General features: G+C 61.6%; 16 protein-coding genes. 4 read left to right on the top strand and 12 right to left on the bottom strand.

What is annotated here, in order from left to right:
* Window positions 1–212: 212 nt before the first annotated feature.
* From ACXAEH_RS07325 to ACXAEH_RS07315, 3 genes are all read left to right on the top strand, one after another.
* Window positions 213–1295 carry a TRAP transporter substrate-binding protein gene (locus tag ACXAEH_RS07325; RefSeq protein WP_475031805.1) on the top strand — a complete coding sequence of 361 codons (1083 nt, stop codon included), beginning with the start codon at window positions 213–215 and terminating at the stop codon, window positions 1293–1295.
* 139 nt (window positions 1296–1434) lie between these two features.
* Window positions 1435–2361, top strand: a complete 927-nt coding sequence (locus tag ACXAEH_RS07320; RefSeq protein WP_475031804.1) for a TRAP transporter small permease subunit — start codon at window positions 1435–1437, stop codon at window positions 2359–2361.
* Between the two features lie 15 nt (window positions 2362–2376).
* Window positions 2377–4731, top strand: a complete 2355-nt coding sequence (locus ACXAEH_RS07315) for a TRAP transporter large permease (RefSeq protein ID WP_475031803.1) — start codon at window positions 2377–2379, stop codon at window positions 4729–4731.
* Window positions 4732–4865: 134 nt separating this feature from the next.
* Here ACXAEH_RS07315 and ACXAEH_RS07310 read toward each other — a convergent pair whose 3' ends face one another.
* The 5 genes from ACXAEH_RS07310 to ACXAEH_RS07290 form a co-directional block, all read right to left on the bottom strand.
* Window positions 4866–5249 (bottom strand): VOC family protein, encoded by a 384-nt coding sequence (locus ACXAEH_RS07310; protein WP_475031802.1) that lies wholly within the window; start codon window positions 5247–5249, stop codon window positions 4866–4868.
* The gene (locus ACXAEH_RS07305; protein WP_475031801.1) at window positions 5249–6073 is read right to left on the bottom strand and encodes an arginyltransferase; all 825 of its coding nucleotides are present in this window, start codon (window positions 6071–6073) and stop codon (window positions 5249–5251) included. The genes ACXAEH_RS07310 and ACXAEH_RS07305 overlap by 1 nt, the downstream gene beginning before the upstream one ends.
* A 146-nt stretch (window positions 6074–6219) precedes the next feature.
* Complete coding sequence (locus ACXAEH_RS07300) at window positions 6220–6651, bottom strand: RDD family protein (protein WP_475031800.1); 432 nt, start codon at window positions 6649–6651, stop codon at window positions 6220–6222.
* Between the two features lie 76 nt (window positions 6652–6727).
* Window positions 6728–7186 (bottom strand): DUF2852 domain-containing protein, encoded by a 459-nt coding sequence (locus ACXAEH_RS07295; protein ID WP_475031799.1) that lies wholly within the window; start codon window positions 7184–7186, stop codon window positions 6728–6730.
* Window positions 7187–7620: 434 nt separating this feature from the next.
* A complete protein-coding gene (locus ACXAEH_RS07290) occupies window positions 7621–7776 on the bottom strand; it encodes a hypothetical protein (protein WP_475031798.1) in 156 nt (51 codons plus the stop codon).
* Window positions 7777–8103: 327 nt separating this feature from the next.
* Between ACXAEH_RS07290 and ACXAEH_RS07285 the strand changes: the two genes are divergently transcribed.
* Complete coding sequence (locus ACXAEH_RS07285) at window positions 8104–8835, top strand: S1 family peptidase (RefSeq protein ID WP_475031797.1); 732 nt, start codon at window positions 8104–8106, stop codon at window positions 8833–8835.
* A gap of 77 nt (window positions 8836–8912) precedes the next feature.
* Here ACXAEH_RS07285 and ACXAEH_RS07280 read toward each other — a convergent pair whose 3' ends face one another.
* The 7 genes from ACXAEH_RS07280 to ACXAEH_RS07250 form a co-directional block, all read right to left on the bottom strand.
* Entirely contained in the window at window positions 8913–10637 is a 1725-nt protein-coding gene (locus tag ACXAEH_RS07280) for a hypothetical protein (RefSeq protein WP_475031796.1), read from the bottom strand.
* Entirely contained in the window at window positions 10630–10911 is a 282-nt protein-coding gene (locus tag ACXAEH_RS07275) for a hypothetical protein (RefSeq protein ID WP_475031795.1), read from the bottom strand. The genes ACXAEH_RS07280 and ACXAEH_RS07275 overlap by 8 nt, the downstream gene beginning before the upstream one ends.
* A 546-nt stretch (window positions 10912–11457) precedes the next feature.
* The gene (locus tag ACXAEH_RS07270; protein ID WP_475031794.1) at window positions 11458–11874 is read right to left on the bottom strand and encodes a DUF4376 domain-containing protein; all 417 of its coding nucleotides are present in this window, start codon (window positions 11872–11874) and stop codon (window positions 11458–11460) included.
* Window positions 11867–12322, bottom strand: a complete 456-nt coding sequence (locus ACXAEH_RS07265; RefSeq protein ID WP_475031793.1) for a hypothetical protein — start codon at window positions 12320–12322, stop codon at window positions 11867–11869. Before ACXAEH_RS07265 ends, ACXAEH_RS07270 begins: the two co-directional genes overlap by 8 nt.
* Window positions 12319–16590, bottom strand: a complete 4272-nt coding sequence (locus tag ACXAEH_RS07260; protein ID WP_475031792.1) for a phage tail protein — start codon at window positions 16588–16590, stop codon at window positions 12319–12321. Before ACXAEH_RS07260 ends, ACXAEH_RS07265 begins: the two co-directional genes overlap by 4 nt.
* The gene (locus ACXAEH_RS07255; protein ID WP_475031791.1) at window positions 16587–17015 is read right to left on the bottom strand and encodes a DUF6950 family protein; all 429 of its coding nucleotides are present in this window, start codon (window positions 17013–17015) and stop codon (window positions 16587–16589) included. The genes ACXAEH_RS07260 and ACXAEH_RS07255 overlap by 4 nt, the downstream gene beginning before the upstream one ends.
* Window positions 16991–17581 (bottom strand): hypothetical protein, encoded by a 591-nt coding sequence (locus ACXAEH_RS07250; protein ID WP_475031790.1) that lies wholly within the window; start codon window positions 17579–17581, stop codon window positions 16991–16993. The genes ACXAEH_RS07255 and ACXAEH_RS07250 overlap by 25 nt, the downstream gene beginning before the upstream one ends.
* Window positions 17582–17583: the final 2 nt, after the last annotated feature.

Raw genomic sequence — 17583 nt, 5'->3', positions numbered from 1 at the left:
CAGCGCAGGATTGCGCCCTGGGCGTGTGCGCCGCTTTGCCGCTTCGCGCCTGAAATGCGTGATGTTTGCGGGCAAACCCGGCAAAAACGTCCCGTTCTACGCAGTACTAGGTATTCACATAAAATTCATCGCCGCTAGGCTGGCCCCACTCGAACCGATCCGCCCGGAGGGCAAATCCCCGGGCATCCGATTTATAATGGGAGGAGTAATTTATGGATCGCCGTTCTTTCTTGAGAACTTCCGCGCTGGGCGGGACCGCAGCAGCAGCCAGCACCCTGGCCGCACCGGCCTATGCCCAGGGCAAGCGCACCCTGACCATGGTCACCACCTGGGGCCGCGGCCTGGCAGGCGTGCATGACTCTGCGCAGTTCATTGCCGACACCATCACCGCCATGTCCGATGGCGACCTGACCATCGACCTGAAGGCCGCAGGCGAACTGGTTGGCGCGTTCGAAGTGTTCGACGCCGTGACCGCGGGCCAGGCCGACATGTACCACGCCGCTGACTACTACTTTGTCAGCCAGCACCCGGGCTATGCCTATTTCACTGCGGTGCCCTTCGGCATGACCCCGCAGGAGCTGGTGAACTGGTACTACCACGGCGAAGGCCACGCGCTGCATGACGAGCTGGGCCAGATCTTCGGCCTGAAGTCCTTCATCGGCGGCAACACCGGCCCGCAGGCCGGCGGCTGGTTCAACAAGGAAATCAACGGCCCCGAAGACTTCAACGGCCTCAAGTTCCGGATGCCGGGCCTGGGCGGCAAGGCGCTGGGCAAGCTGGGCGCTTCTGTTCAGAACATCCCGGGCTCCGAAGTGTACCAGGCGCTGTCCTCCGGCGCGATCGACGGCACCGAGTGGATCGGCCCCTGGGCGGACGAAAAGGCCGGTTTCCAGGAAATCACCAAGACCTACTACACCGCAGGCTTCCACGAGCCGGGCGCGGCGCTGTCGGTTGCCACCAACCGTGACGTCTTCGAAAGCCTGTCGCCGGCGCATCAGAAGATCATCGAAACCGCAGCCGGTGCCGGCCACCAGTGGAGCCTGGCGCAGTTCATGAACAACAACGGTGCAGCGCTGCAGCGCCTGCAGTCCGGCGGCGTGAAGACCCTGGAATTCCCGGACAGCGTCTGGGATGCCTTCGGCGCCGCAACCAAGGAAACCCTGGATGAGTTCATGGGCGACGAGCTGTTCGCAAAGATCCGCGGCAGCGTCGAAACCTCGATGAAAGCCTCCTCGGGCTGGCTGACCAAGTCCGAAGGCGCCTATCGCGCGCAGCGCGACCGCGTTCTGGGCTGATCCGCCTTTTGGCATCCATCGGATCCTCCGCGCGTGACGCGGGGGATCCACATGCAGTTGCAAACAGCGCGGGACGGCCGGCAGACGCCGCGTGCCCAACCCAGCGCAGCAGCTTCGCAGCAATCTTCCCGGGGGAAACATGCAGGAAGAGAGTGGCATCACCTTCTTTGGCGCAATCTGGGGCGGGCTTGTCTGGCTGGTCCAGAACCTCGCCGGCGCCTTCTACAATTTCGGCTACGCCATCACCCACCCGCAGCTCTGGCTCGACTGGTCCGACAAGGCCTCGGTCATGCGCTTTGTCTACTATGGCGGCTCGGTCGAGTTCTTCTTTGTCGTCTTCACCACCTTCCTGGTGCTGACCGGCATCGGGCTATACTTCCGCGGCTTCATGTGGGGCATGGTGCGCGGGCTTGAGGGGCTGGCCAACACCGTTGGCCGTTTTTTTGCCTGGGCGGGGCTTCTGATGGTCCTGCAGCAGATCATCATCGTCTTCATGCAGCGCGTCTTTGCGCGGCCCGACATCAGCTTCGGCTTCGGCATCCCGTTCAGCCAGGACATCAGCTGGTTTGCTGAAGAACTGAAGTTTTACAACGCCTTGGTGGTCTGCCTTTGTGTGACCTACACCTTTGTGCAGGGCGGCCATGTGCGCGTTGACCTGATCTATTCCGGCATCAGCTTCCGCGCCAAGAAGGTCGTGGACATGGTGGGCTCGCTCTTGTTCATGATGCCCGCTGCGGTGCTGACGTGGATGTACGGCTGGTTCTTCCTGTGGCGCCATCTGATCGTGCCGAAACCCTCGGCCTCGGACAGCCTGGACCGGCTGGTGATGAAGTCCCGCGCCCTGCGCTGGAACGTGGAGACCATCGGTTTCAGCCCCAACGGCTTCAACGCCTACTTCCTGTTCAAGATCCTGCTGGTGCTGTTTGCGGGCCTCGTGTTCCTGCACGCCATCGCTTTCTTCTACCGCTCGTTCCTCGAGTTCGTCGAAGGCCAGGGCAGTGAAAACAAATACCTCGACAAGGACAGCCTTGGAGAGGGTGAAGAAGCCTACGAAGGCACGCACTAAAGGGACGTCGGAAACATGCTATTTGGACTTGATGGCGTCGAGATCGGCCTGCTCATCGTATTCTTCTGCCTCTTCGGAGGCATCCTCTCCGGCTTCCCGGTGGCCTTTGCCATCGGCGGTGCCGGGATCATCTCCTTCGGGATCATCGCCGCGCTGGACAGTGCCGGCATCCTGATCCACCAGGCGATTGATACCTCCTCGCAGGCCTACCGCGATCTGCTGAATTCGGGCATCCGGCCGGACAAGGTCTCGGTTTTCCGGTATCCGGATTTGCCAAGACTGGCGGAACCTGTGTTCGCGCAGGGCTGGGAAGTGGCGCTGGACCGCAACATCTCCTTCATCGTCAACCGGATGAACGAGCGGGTGCTGGCGGGTGCGTCGATTGAAACCCTGCTGGCGGTGCTGATGTTCGTGCTGATGGGCATCACCCTGGAGCGCTCCAAGATCGCCAACGACCTCCTGACCACCATGGCGCGTGTCTTTGGCCCGCTGCCGGGCGGCCTGGCGGTGTCGATTGTGGTTGTGGGCGCCTTCCTGGCGGCCTCCACCGGCATTGTCGGCGCCACGGTGGTCACCATGGGCCTGCTGGCTCTGCCCACAATGCTGCGCAACAACTACTCGCCGGAACTGGCGACCGGTGTGATTGCCGCCTCGGGCACCCTGGGGCAGATCATCCCGCCGTCGATTGTGATCGTTCTTCTGGGTACTCTGGCGGGCGACCTCTATTCCACCGCACAGGAAACCCGCGCGATGGAGGCGGGCTGTTCCGACGCGCTCACCTATCTGGGCGAACCTGCGGTGGTTTCGGTCGGCACCCTGTTCCAGGCGGCGCTGCTGCCGGGCATCCTGCTGGCGTTGCTCTATGCGATCTATGCCTTTGGCTATGCGCTACTGAACCCGCATAAGGCCCCGGCCGTCACCATCGAAGGCGGCACCGGCGAGGTGATCACCCGCAACGAAGGCCTGATCTGGTTCCTGGGCGTGCCGGCTGCGCTGATCGGCGGCGCGGTGCTCTTGTCGAGCTTCAATGTGATCGGCAGCCAGAACATCACCGTCTCGGCCTTCTCGGACGCTGGAGAAACCGCATCCCTGCGCACCAATGTCGGTGCCGAGTGCAAGGCCTCGATGATCGACCTGCACGGGCAGGACGCCTGGGACGCCGCGGTGGCGGAACAGGACGCCATTGACGCCGCAGGCGGTGTGACCCTGGCCCAGAAGCTGAGCGAGGAAGAGATCGTTGCAGCCCGTGACGCCAAGATCGCTGCCGCAGCACCCATCGGCACAGGCATCACCGTGATCATGGTTCTGCTGGGCCTGGTGCTGGCCTTCGGCCGCGGTGTGGCGCCGTCGCGCGATGCCAAACCGCTGATCCTGGGCTCCATCGGCATCCTGCTCATTGCCTTGGTGGATCTGGTGGCGATTGCGCCGACCACTTCCTCCGGTGCCACCGTGCTGTGGATCGCGCTGCCGGTGCTGCTGGCGCTGTGGGGCTGCCGCGAGGCGGCAGCGCGCTGCGCCAGGAACGATCTGATCCGGGTGGTGTTCCCGCCGCTGGTCTTGATCGTTGCGGTGCTGGGCTCGATCCTGGGCGGCATCACCAACCCGACGCCCGCCGCGGCGCTGGGGGCAGGCGGTGCCATTATGCTGGCGGCCTACCGCAAGCTGCAGGACGAAGGCAAATCGGGCAAGCTCATCATCTGGTCCACCTTCGCCGTCATGCTGTGCATCCTGATCGGCATGAACTTCGACCTGCGGGTGAACCAGGGCGGGGTGAGCGTCGAGAGCTGGATCGCCTTCTTTGCCGCTTATGCCACTTACCTGTTTGCGCTGTTCGGCCTGCTTTACGGCTGCTGGGTGCTGTTCAAGTCGGGTGTGCTGACCCCGGTTGTGCGGGAAACCGCTAAGGTGACCTCGATGGTCTTCACCATCCTGATCGGCTCGCAGCTCTTGAACCTGGTGGTGATCTCCTTTGGCGGCGAGCACTATATCCAGCAGTTCCTGAAGAGCTTCGACAACGAGATGACGGTGTTCATCATCGTGATGATCGTGCTGTTCATCCTGGGCTTCGTGCTGGACTTCCTGGAGATCATCTACATCGTGATCCCGATTGTGGGACCGGTGATCTATGGCGGCTCGTTTGATCCGAAATGGGTGACCATCATGGTGGCGGTGAACCTGCAGACCTCCTTCCTGACACCGCCCTTCGGCTTTGCGCTGTTCTACTTGCGCGGGGTCGCTCCGAAGGAGGTGACCACCGGCCATATCTACCGCGGGATCGTGCCCTTTGTGCTGATCCAGGTGGTGGGTATCGGCATCCTGTGGATGTTCCCGGCGATCGTGACCATCGTGCCGGCGCTGATCCCGAACTGACCGGGATCAGGGGATGCAAACGGAAAAGGGGCCCTGGCGGGCCCCTTTGCTTTTGCCGCGGGGGAGGGGCGCTGCCCCTCTGCGCCCTTGGCGCATTCACCCCGGAGTATTTTCAACCAGAAAGAAGCGGCCGCTCAGGCGAATTGGATCAGGTCCCAGCGATTGCCGAAAGGGTCACGCCAGACGGCGACGGTGCCGTAGGGCTCGCAGCGGGGCTCCTCTTCGAAGGTGACGCCCTGGGCCAGCATGGCGGCGTGGTCGCGGGCAAAATCATCAGTGGCAAGGAACAGCCCGACGCGGCCGCCGAACTGGTTGCCGATGGCTGCCTGCTGGTCCGGCCCTTCGGCGCGGGCCAGGATCAGGCTGCCCTGATCCGCGCCGGGCGGCAGGATGCGCACCCAGCGTTTGCGGCCCTGGTCAATGTCCTCAGCCAGCTGCCAGCCGAGCCGGGTGCAGTAGAAGGCGATGGCGGCATCGTAGTCCGGCACCACCAGGGACACAGCGTGCAGGTACTGCATCAGCGCTGGCGGTGAATAGGCTGCTCGGGCAGCTGGATATTGGCGACCTGCTCGGCAATCGGGTCGGTCGACAGCGGATGGCTGGCGGTCTCGAACTCCGACGGATCGGTCATCCGCTTCCACGCGCTTTGGTGATAGATCTCGAGGCCTGAGAACTTGGCCTTGTAGCCCATTTTGGCGCTGCCCGGGACCCAATAGCCCAAGTAAACATAGGGCAGTCCGGCTTCGCGTGCGATCTGGATGTGGTCGAGGATCATGAAAGTGCCGAGCGAGTTTTGCGGCTGGTCCGGGGCATAGAAGGAATAGACCATGCTGAGCCCGTCTTCCAGCACGTCGGTGAGCGATACCGCTGTCAGGCCGCTGGAGCCGGGTTCGGCATATTCCACCACCCGGCTGCGCACCGGGGTTTCCTCGATCATGGCGGCGTATTCGAACACATCCATATCGGCCATGCCGCCATCGGCATGGCGGCTGTCCAGATAGCTGCGGAACAGGGCAAACTGATCTTCGGTCGCCCAGGGCGAGGTCGCCCGCCGCTCCAGATGGGCGTTGCGTTTCAGGGTGCGTTTCTGACTGCGGGTGGGGGTGAAGGCGGAGACGTCGATCCGCGCCGAGAGGCAGGCCGAGCATTCCGAGCAGGACGGCCGGTACAGCACATTCTGCGAGCGCCGGAACCCCTGCTGGCTGAGGCTGTTGTTCAGCTGCTCCACCCCGTCGCCCTGCAGCGCGGTGAACAGTTTCCGCTCCATCCGGTCGGCCAGATAGGGGCAGGGCTGCGGCGCGGTCACATAAAACTGCGGTGCAATCGGAAGGGTATGGCGCATCAGAACTCTTCGGCAGTTTCGCGGAACAGGCAAACGGGTGGCGGTTACCGGATGATGATAGCGCCGCCGCAGCGGTGCGCCAAGTGGCGTTATTGGAAATGGATTAACAGGGCCTTGCCCCGCACCGGGGCAAGGCGGGGGCAGTCTCAGGCCCGCCGGTTCAGCATCACGGTGCCGAGGAAATGGTCGGTCAGCCCCTGGCCGCGCGATGAGGTTAGCATCAGGATGACGGAGATCACCTGCAGGACCGGCAGCGCCAGCGACAGTGTGTAACCCGCGGTGTGCAGCGCCGCCAGGCCGCTGTCCAGGCGCCGGCCGGATCCGTCGCGCAGCTCGATCCCGGCGAAGCGCATGCCCCAGGTGGCGGAGCCGTTTGCAATCGTCACCGTCCGGTAGGCAAATCCCACCGCCAGATACAGCAACGGCCAGATCAGGAGGCCGGTGAAGGCGGTCAGCACCACGGCACCGGCGCTGAGGCCAAAGATCAGGGCACTGTCGATGATCCAGGCCACCAGCCGCTTGGCCGGCACGGAGGCATAGAATTCCGCCTGGTAGTCAGGATCGGGCAGGGCGGTCATGAACGGGGTCCTTTGCTGAAGAGAATGAGGGAAGCCCCGCCCGGACGGAGGGGCGGGGCAGCCGGAGGCGCAGGGGTCAGTGGCGCTTGGGTTCGCCGCCGTCCTGATCATCCTCCGGATCTTCGCCGGAGGCCGCCGCACGGGCGCGCTCGTCCATGAATTCGTCGAATTCCGCCTTGTCCTTGGCTTCGCGCAGCCGCTGCAGGAAGGCCTCGAAGTCATGCTGTTCCTGTTCCAGGCGGCGCAGGGTGTCGGCTTTGTAGGCGTCAAAGGCGCTGTTGCCCGACGGATTCATTGCCGAGAATCCGTGATGCGCCCAGGCTTTGCGTTTGTGGCTGCGGCAGGATTTGCTGAACATGCGTTTGCTCCAGATCATGTAGAAAAGAAGGGCGAGGCCAACCGGCCAGAAGAACACGAACCCCAGGACCATTGCGGCGATCCAGGCGCCTTTGCCTTTGCTGTCCAGCCAGGCTTCGCTGCGGGAAAACCAGCCCTGTACCGGGGTGTGGGGGGCGGTTTGGGTGAAACTCGTCATCGGGGTCCTCCTGGTTGCGGGTGAATGTAAATCTCTTTCACATGACTGCATATCGGAACCCGGGCAGGTGCTTTCAAGCCTTCATGTAAATCTTTTTCACATTTTCTGCGCGGCAACAGGGAGAGGGGGGCGGAGCCGCTCTTTGTATGTCTGTAGCGGGTTGTAGCGGGACACTTCCCGTTTCAGTGCGGGACACTTCCCGTTGCAGCAACTCATTTTTTGAATTTCCCTGATTTTCAAGCACAAAACCGGGGTTCTGCCAGCCCGTGCACCGCCGGATTTTGGGACACTTCGGATTGCAGCGCGGGACACTTCCCGTTGCAAATTGCCAAGTTCCGCCGCCCGAACCGTTAAAAAGCGCCGGGCGGCAGAGGGTTTTAAAGGCTCCTTAAACGGGATTTGCACGGTTTTTGAAGGTGCCGGAGCAGGGGAGCCTAGGCATTGACCATGGCCTTGTTCCGTCCAGCACAGGCCGCTAGCCGCTCATGCGCTGTCCGGTAGATCTCCGGCACCAGCTCACAGCCATAGAAAGGACGGGCAGAATTGAGGGCGGAGACGCCCATGGTGCCGCTGCCCATGAATTTGGCCAAAACCAATGGCCCCGGTACTCATTGCCAGCATCCCAAATTCCATCTATCCGGCGGGCATGCTGGTGATCCAAATCGAGTGCGCCTGCGGGCACTATTAAGACATCAGTGACGAGCGGGCGATTGAGCGCTGGAAGCGGATGGAGAAGATGCACCAGGAACACGGGCACCACACCTACAAGGCGGCAGCGGGTGCGCTGAAAAGGCTGGACGCGTAGCTCTAACAGGTTGTCCAAAACACGCAAAAGAAACCAAATAAACAAAACCTAATTTGAGATCTTGCACATGCATGGAATTAGAAGAATTTCCTCCGCAGCTTGTCAGTTGAAGATGTACTTCGACGAGACCTACCTTTCTAGTGGCACTGGTTTTTTCTGGAGCAAAGGCGAGCGCTGCTATCTGATTACTAACTGGCACAACGTTTCGGGAAAAAACCCAGAGACAGGAGAGCACCTTAGCAAAACTCTTGCGGAACCCAACCGCATAAGAGCGAATTTCTACCTCCAAGAGAAAGATGCAGTAGTTTCGACAGATATGACGCTTTGGTGGAAGCTGGATCAATCTAGCGATTGGCTCCAACACCCTTCTGGGCCACAGATTGATGTCGTGGCACTTGAGATACCCATGCCCAACCCAGAAGATCAGGCTCAGTTCACCTTTATCAATGAAACTGGAAATTATGGCTTCATACCCCAGGTAGCCGACGACGTTTTCATACTCGGATACCCTCTCGGTGTTAATGTAGTTGATTTGCCGATTTGGAAACGTGGAAGTATCGCCTCCGAGCCCCACCTCGACTTTGAAGATAAACCATTGATGCTTGTAGATACCGCAGGCAATAAAGGTATGTCGGGAGCACCTGTGATCTCCCACAAGAGCGAAGGCTATTTGGCGAACGGTCTCTTTCAAATGGCCGGTGGCATAAGTAATGACTTCTTGGGAATCTACTCTGGCCGTCTTTCTCCAAAGGGGGATCTAGATGCTCAACTTGGTAGAGTGTGGAAGGCCCGAGTAATCGATGAAATCCTAGAAGCGCAGGTTTACTTCGACCCATCGAAGTAGCCACATAGAAACCAAGACCCCGAAACGACAAAAGCCCCGGCAATCACCGGGGCATTCTTTTTTCTGCAAAGCAGGTTCTATTCGTCCAGGATGTCCACTCGCGAAATCGCCTTGGCCCACGCATGAACCGCGGCCAGATCCGCGCCAGTCGGCGCAACATCCCAGGCAAACGCCCCGGTGTGCGAGCCGTTGGAATAGCGGTTCGTCTGCCCTATGCGGCCCCCCCAGGCCAGTCCGGTGCCGCCATAGGTGAAGGCGTTGGCAGAACCTTGCCGCTGCGCTACCCCATCCACATAGAGGCCGGAGCTGTCCACGAAGTTAGCAAAGAGGTTGTGGCCGCTGCCGGTGCTCAGCCAGTAGGGTTCATACTCTTGCGGCGTGCCGAGGTTGTATTCCGTGGCCGACCCTGGCGCATAGCCGAGGTTCCCGCCCTCCGCGAATACCGCCAACGTGTTCTGCGCACCTGCCAGCATCACGGGGTTGCCCGCGTCATTGATGCGGCCCACGGCAAGCAGCGCACCGGCTGCCAGCGTCGTATAGCTGGTGTCCTTTAGCAGAATGCTGTTGCTGTCATCGCCCCAGGCCAGGCGCTTGCCCTGGGTGAGAATATCGCCGCTGGACACAAGCAGCGCCTGGCCCGTGCCCTCCGGCACCATTTCAGCCCCGCTGCCCATCTGGTCATAGAAAGCAGTGACATAGGCATCCCCGCTGCCCGCGTGCGCCTCAATCGCTGCAATATCCGGGTAGCCATCAGCATCAAAGCCAATATCGGTTTCCGTGCTGCCATTGTGGAGCTTGAAGGCGTTGCCGGGATATCCCGAGCGCCAGCGATAGAAGCCAAAGGCGCGCTGCGGCTGATTGGTGAGGCCGTCGATCCAGTCCACCCACTCATGCGGCGCCAATTCCTGCGCCTTGGCCTTGGCGACTGCCGGGCCGCATTTTGTTCCGAGAAGCCGGTAACCTGCGTTGTTGTTGTGAATGCCCTCTGCCGGGTGCTGGTTGCCCTCCTGACCCTCGACAAAGACCACGCCCGGCAGGATCTGCGCCAGGTACTGGTTCACCGCCACGATCTTTTCCCGCGATACTGCACCCTGGTACGTCCACTCTGGCGGGCCGCCATACAACACCCACGGGGCACTCGGCGCCCCCCAAGCTGCCCGGATATCCTCAATGCAGCGCTTTGCCTTGTCAGTCAGATCTGACCACGCGCCGCCTGTGTCGTTTTCGTTGCAGGGATGCCCAAAGAAGATTGGCGGCATGATAGCTTGGCCTTGGAAGCTGGCCGCCGCCGCAGTCTCCAGTGCGGTTTTCCAATTGCCGGAGGTGTGGGCCTTGTACAGGGCGCCGGAAACCTCTGTCTGCGGCGCAGTGCCGCCAATATCCCAGGCGGCGCCCGTGCCGTCAGGATCCCAGGGGCCGGAGCCGGGGGTGGCATCCGCCCCGTTGTAAATACCCCGCCCGCCGACTGCGGTAGGAACGACCACATAAGAGAGCGCTGGGTTTTGATCAGCCAGGTGCTTTGCGAAATTGATGGCGGGCGTGGTGCTTTGCGTGTTCAGGCCGCCCGGCCGGGGAATGCCGGTGCCCACATCGATCAGGCCGATACTGCCATCAGCGGGATAGAGGAAATGAATGCGGTTGTCCTCATCCTGCACTGCGTCAAGCGTGGCACCTTCACTATCGTCGCCCCCTATGGAGTTAGACGCGCCGCTTATGACGATAGGCTGAACTGCAGGCAGGCTTGCGCTTTCGGTTCCCCCGAAGGGCGAGGCCAGAGCGAAGTTTCTGAAAGGATTACGCATGATCCACCAGAACAGTTGATTTGGGGCCGCGGCGGCCCTTTGCCCATACGCGGCTTCCGGAGCCGACGCTGATCTTGGACAGATCAAGCTGTTCCCGCCCGGCGCCGCCCGGATAGATCCAGCCCCTGGCGTTGGCGCCGGGTGTATCCGTGCCGTCGCGCCGGAGTTCGATTTCACCCTCGAGCACCTGAAAGCTGATCTGGGTGACGTCGTCGTTGGTCAGCTCAATCCAGGCGCCCTTGGGGACGTCAACGGGGTCTTGTTCCCTGGCCATAGTCTTCTCCTGTTGGTTAAGGGGGTAAAAAGGGCGTGGAGGCTGCTGGTTCACTCCGGGCGGGCGGCAGAATTCCAACCGTTGCAGATCCCGTTCATGTGCCGCACAACGTCCTCCGGCTGGGTGCCGCGGTACTCTCTGTCAATGGTGACGACGACACAGGAACCGGGGACTTGCCAGGCGCACCCCCTCTGCTTTCGCGTCACCTTCAGATCAGAACCGTTGTTCTCAAGGAGCTGTTTGCACAGTTTCACGACCTGTTTTTGCGGCACTTGAAACAGGGTTAAATGGCCCTTGTAGGGGTGATCGTACTCCGCGGGCGGGTTCCAAACTGTCCTTTCCTGATCCTGCGAGGCGTGGACAGGAAGGGCAGAAGCGAGACTTCAGAATCGTGGCGGCCTTGCAAATGAATGCAGTCTTCATCGAAACATCCTTGTGGTTGGTTTTCTCTCGGAATCCAGCGCTCTAGGGGGCATTTCAAATTTGCGCTGAGGGCTGGGTGGTCTTCGTCCTATCAAAGTAAGAATCACCCTTTGATTGTGCAAGTCATATTGATTCGTTTTTAACGGGCCAATGGCTGTCATCAGTGAAGTCGCTGGCCAACGGCTCGGCATCCTTGAGGCGCCGTGCCGCGAAAATATGGGCCTGCTTATGTGCCAGGGCGGCCTGGCTGAAGGCAAAGCAAGTGGGCGCGTCCATCGGGACGTAAGCGTTGTTCTTGCTCAGCCAGACAAAGTCAGCCTCCGGATCTGCCCACCTCAGGTTTCCGGCCGCTGCGCCCAAAGCCATTGCCACGCCTGCACTGGCACCGGCTCCAGTGATGTTGGTTACACTGTCCGGGTCGAAGTCGAACCGGTGTCCCAGAAATGTAAAACCAGCGCTGATGCGGCGGTCGCGCTCGGCGTGAATGGCTTGTACCAGCCGCTCGCGGATCCGCTCCTGGTTCTGTCCGAATTCAGGCATCTGTCACCTTTATTTCTCCAATGAAGTCCTGAAAGGGGAAGGCGCCGCGCAGGGTCACGGCATACCGGCCGGGGTCGGTCAGGATCAGCTCATCCGTCAGCGGAAGATCGGCCACCATGGTTTCGCCGTCCTCATTCTGCAGGATTAGATGCGCGCCGGACGGGCACCAGGCGAGGTCCACCGCCAGGGGCGCTGCCCCTTCTTGGCCTTCCAGCCCGCTTTTGGGGCGCGGCACCAGAGCAAGGGTCTGCGGGTCCACCATCTCCGCTTCAGGCTTCACCTCTCGCGGCTGAAGCAGAAACAGGACCTCACCGGGAAAGGCAAATCCTTGGACCCTGTGCGGGCGCATCAAGGCACATTGAAGGATCTCGCCGGTCCCGCCGTCATAAGCCACCACATTGTAGAGACCCCGGCTTACGGGGGCGCCTGTGTCTGTACCGGCAATCATTTGTAGAACTCCAGAATATCAACCGTGTGCTCGCGCATATCGAAGCCAAACTGGAAGGAGCCGCTCAAATCGCCCCGGTAAATGAAGACTTCAAACTTGATTGTGTCGCCAGCGCTGTAATCGGTCCCGAGTTCCAAAAGTACGTCCGGGCGGTCATACATCAGTGGCATGCTCATGGCGTGGGTTTTGTAGAAGGAATAGTTGTTGGATGGTACCAGCCACCCCAATGCTTCCGAATTCTCGACTTTGACCTTGATCCCGGCCACCATGTTGTAGGCGCGGATAGACCCATTCGCCCAATCCCAGAACGACATGCCCATGCGGACAGATGGTTGGATCAGCAGCTTTTCGGGCGGGTTCGAAGAAGGCACGTTGTAGGTCAGCGTTGCACTGCTGACTTTATGCATGTTGGCTGTCCCGTTGGCCGCAAACTCGACGTTCATATTGTGTGTTGCAGTGGAACGGGTGCCGGATCCGTAGGCAACCGAAGTGCTATCGGTGGCAGACAGGCGCACCAGCTCGGTCACGGCGCCCGTGGCCAGGTTCAGGCGGCCGACAGCAAGCTCTGCAATCACACCTTTTGCTGCGGTGATACTGTTCGCGACCAGCCGCCCGCCGTCGATATAGGTGTTGGTGCCGGGAGAATAGGGCGACAGGGCCGCGCCCTCGGCGGCCTCTGCAAACATCGGTTGGAAGATATGGATGTCCTGCACGCCGTTGTCATTTGCGGTCTCGATAAGGCGAATATCGGGAACCGCATAGGCAGCATCATCCGGCGCTTTCTTTACATCGCCGTACCGTGTCCAGGTCTGCGGCGGCTGGTCACCGGGCGACGTTGCCTGGGTTTCATCCGCAACTTCCCGGTAACCGCTGCCGATTTCATCGGTCTTGGTTCCGTCTTCCTTGTACCAGTAGATCCGCATGCTGACGCGGGCACGGCGGATGGATAGCGCAGCGGAGAACTCATAGTAGGCGCCCGCTTCAACCGGATAGCCGATGCCCGGAGTTCCGTCATTCTCAACTGGCTTGAACCCGACTCCGACATTGCCATCGGCGGAAATCGAGCCGATGAGGGTTTGCAGCCTCAGTGTCGGGTAGAACGTTGTGGAATAAGAGCCGTCCTTGCGGACGCTGACAGTTCCGGTGGAGCCAATCGCGTTATTGGTGAAAGGGTCGGCGCCAACCAGGCCCTGGGTGAAATCAGGGTTCTCCAGGCGGTTCTTGCCGATGCCGATCAGCAGCCGGTTGGTGGCCAGCGACTGCTCGGCGATAACTGCGCCCAGCAGCTCCACCAGGCCGCCGCCGCTGCCATCGGGGTTGCTGAAGCTGGTGAGCCGCAGCCCTGCGATATTGCCGTCGTTGGTTTCCGCGGTCAGACCAGCAAAGGCCTGGGCGAAACCGTCCAGATCCGCCTTTGCCGCTTGGAACTCGGTGACCTTGGCCGAGGTGCCGTTTGCGTTCACTTGCAACTGGGAAAACAGGGTGGCCAATGCGGTTCCGGCGAGTTCGTCAATCGCCACGGCCTTGATGTCTTCCAGGGTGGCGGCGAGCGCGTCAGTGGTTGCCTTCAGCGCTGTCCGGAGCGCATTCACGCCCGCCAAAGCTTCGGTAACGTCGGTGATGTAGATCGAGCCGATCCGCAGGATGCCGTTATGCGCCTGGCCCCGGTTCTGGCGCACATGGAAATAGATTTTGTTGGCTCCGGCGCTACTGACCGGATCAACCACCTTATAGTCGGAGGACGTCAGACCGTAGCTGTCCAGCGCCGCCTGATCCGTGGAGAAATAGACCGTGAACTCCTGCACGCCGTCAGCAACCGCCAGCGGGTCGGCAACCGTCAGCTGGATATTGCTCTGCAGCATGCTGACGCCCCTCTGGGTGGTCCCGCTGATCGAGACCCGGGCGCCGCCGCTGGTGCCGTCATCCACGCATTTTGCCAGCACCGAAACCTTGTAGACCCGCCCGGCCTTGAAGTCCGCGGGAAAGGCCGGCCCAAGCACGGGGTTGGCGTTGGATGCGAATTCCCAGCACTCGCCAAAGTCAGGGTCATCGGACAGGAAGACCCCGTCGCTGGCGGTGACGGCGGGCTTGGTCAGCCCGGAAGCCGAGGAGGTGCCCTTGAGCGTCCACAAAGCCGCTGGCGGGCGCAGCACAGACCCGCCTATCGGGGCAATATCCGCCTCGTTCCTGGTGCGGATATCATCCAGGCTTTGCTGCAGCGTGGCGCCGGAATAACCGTTCAGAAGCCCATTGATATCTGCCCGGGCGGCGGCGGCGTCCTCCAGCGCGGTTGTGGCATCGGCCGCCGCAGCATCGGCGGCGTCCTGGGCGCCGTCGATGATATCGGTGATTTCCTCGGAAAGATCATCCGGCTGGACCTGGAACACGGGCGTGGTGACAGGCAGCCAGGCAGTCCAAGTGGTGCTCCTGGTTCTGGCGAGAGCCCGGGCTCGCACCTCGTATTCGGTACCGCCCCGCATCGGCTCCAGACGGAACGAGCCAAGCTCTACGTCGCCCGTGCTGGCGCTGAAGCGCTCATCGTCGCCGTCCTTCACCCGGGCCTGAAACGATACCCCGTCCGTGGTATTGGCCAAAGCAGGGTGCCACTCTGCGCGGATGCCCGCGCTCCGGACCACGCCATGGACGTCCTTGATTGCTACGCCGGTCACGCCAAAGCCTGGCACCCCGGCATCCTCAATGGAAACCGGCCCGGTGACCTGCACGGTATCGGGGATTTCCAGCGTCAGATCGGGGTCAAAGTCGTTGTGGTCCCACTCGCGCAGGCTGACCGACACATTCAGCGTGAGCAGGTCAAAGGCCATTTCGGTGATGGTGAAGGTCTTGTTGTCGTAGCCGTACCAGTCTGACGTGAACCGGGTTTTCAGAAGCGGGCGCAGATTGGAATATTCTGGCGGCAGCGGCAGCCGGTGGGTCCGGAAACGGCGGTTCTCCTTCAGCAGCGCATTGCCGAGCTGGCGGGCCTGCTGGGCGTTGAAGACCATCGGCAGGTTCAGGTCGAAAACCCGCTCGCCGCCGTCTTCCGCCTCCCAGTCCGGCTTTGTCAACGTGATCGGCGCGGCCGCATTCCACAGCGCATTCGGAGAGGTGTGGGTGATGGTGACCGCATTGAAGGTGTTTTCGAGGCCGGGGAAAGGGTCGTGCTGCCAGCCTTCAGAGACCAGCAAGTCGCCTTCGCTCAGGTCGGCCGCGATTGTGTCCACGGAACCGACCAGCGGATACCAGTAGCCGCCCAGCTCAAGGATCTCGGCATTTGCCGCGGCAAAGACTTCCTCCAGGAAATCAACAGGTGCCTCTTCAAAGCGGACTTCCATACCGCCGCGAAACTGGGGCCGGTTGCCGTTGCCGACGCCGAGGTCGCAGGCGTCCATTGCGGCAGCCCATTCGGTATAGGGCAGGTCTTCGGCCGGAAAACCGCCGCCCCAGACGCTGCCGCAGGGCAACGTCAGCCCCCGCATGACGTTATAGGCGATGACCATCAGGTTCTCGGTAGGCTGCCAGGTGGCCGGATCGCTCCAGCGTTGGGCGCCGTTGCCCCCGGCCGTGCCGTCCTGGCGGGGGTCATAGAGGCTGGGCCCGTCGAGTTCGAAACGCACCTCGGGGCGGCCGTTCGGAAAGGTCTCCTGGTGGGCCTCGAAGGTCAGGACGGCATAAGGAATACCGGTCAGAATGTGGTCATTGGTCCAGGGTCGCTCAGGATCTTCGCCGAAGATTTCCACCAGTCGGCTGTCCGCGCCGGTTTGGGTGCCGTCATAAAAGCGGATCCAGGCGCGGTTGTGGCCGTCGATGGCTTTGCTCAGGAGCGAATACCCATACAGCGGATCCCAGACGGTGCTGATTTCCGTGTATTCCCCGTCGATGATCAGGCGGCGCAGATTGGCGCCCGGCAGATCGCCCACCTCCACCACATAGGTCAGGGTGGACAGGTTTGGCCCGTAGCTGTTCTGGTAGTCCAAGTGGCCCGAAGTGGCGAACCGGCCGAGCACGGTTCCCTGGGGGTCCGTGCCGCCTGAGGTTGTCGCCGGGGTTTGAATGCCGGGGCTGCGCTGTTTGCGCTGCTTGAACCTCTGGACCAGCTTGGAAATACCTGTGGAAATCAGCGTCCGCAGGGCCAGAGCGGTGATTGCCTTGATGGTGACAGCAGCTTTGAAGGCGGCACCGGCGGCGGCTATAAATGCACCTACAGCGGCAGCATTTGCAGGCTGGCTCAGGATCAGCAGAAACAGCAGGGCATAGCTAAGCAGGTTCATGGCCGGAACACCCTCTCGGCCCGGTCAAGGCGGGTGTAGTCAAGTTCCGTGAGGCCCAGGACATGGATCTGCGGCCCGCCGATGATCCCCAGCGCAATGCGGCCGTCTTCGCGGAGCGCGGCGACGTCGCCAAGCTGGGAGGACCGCCAGTCCGGAACCTCCTGCAGATGGGCTGCAGCCAGGGCGTCCAGATCCTGATATCCGGCCGCCTGCAGCTTGGCCCGGCCTTCTTCCAGGCTGCTGTATTGCCCGCGCCAAGCGCTGGCCAGGTCTGTGCCGGTACAGCGTTCCACCCAGCCTGCAATGAAGAACGCGCAATCCAGGCGGGACGGGCGCAGCACGCGGTAGCTGGCCCGGATGCCGCTCAAGTAGTCCAGAAGACATTCGGCCCGGTTCTGCATCAGCCGCCCCATCTCGTCGCCCATTCCCCGGCTGTGAGGTATTCCCGGCCGCGGTCATTGGGGTTGCGGCGGCGCAGTTCGGCGTCGGAGCGTTTGAGGGGCAGGCCCTGTGTCAGCTTGCGGGCAGGGGAGACCAGGACAAGCTGGGTATGGCTGGGCTGGTCTTTGGCGCCCAGCTCCTCCGGGGCCTGGTTTAAAACCCCTTTAAACCGGCGGACCGGGGGCGGCATCAGGTTGCCGGTGTCAATGTCGAAGACGGCGGAATGGATCTGCACCTCTGCATGGCGCGGCTCAAACTCCTGCAGGAGCTGTTTCACCTCATCCAGCATCGGTGGCAGTTTGACTCTGAACTGGCGCACCTGGAACCCTGGCGACGCGATGACCGGCGGCACGTCGATAACGCTGCCCGCGCCGTAGTAGGTGCGGATCCCGCCGTCGATCAGGAATTCGCGGTGATCGTCGCCGGTCCAGAACCCAAGGGTTTCCGGTGCGCCTGTTGTCCGGCTCCGGGCCTGAAACCAGAGAAGCACCTGGGCATGCGTGCCGCGGCGTTCTTCAAGCTGCAGTTGGGCTTCTGCGGAATAGCTCATTG

The organism is Leisingera sp. ABM4_060, assembly GCF_056158765.1.
This window is presented reverse-complemented; position numbering and strand designations above follow the sequence as displayed.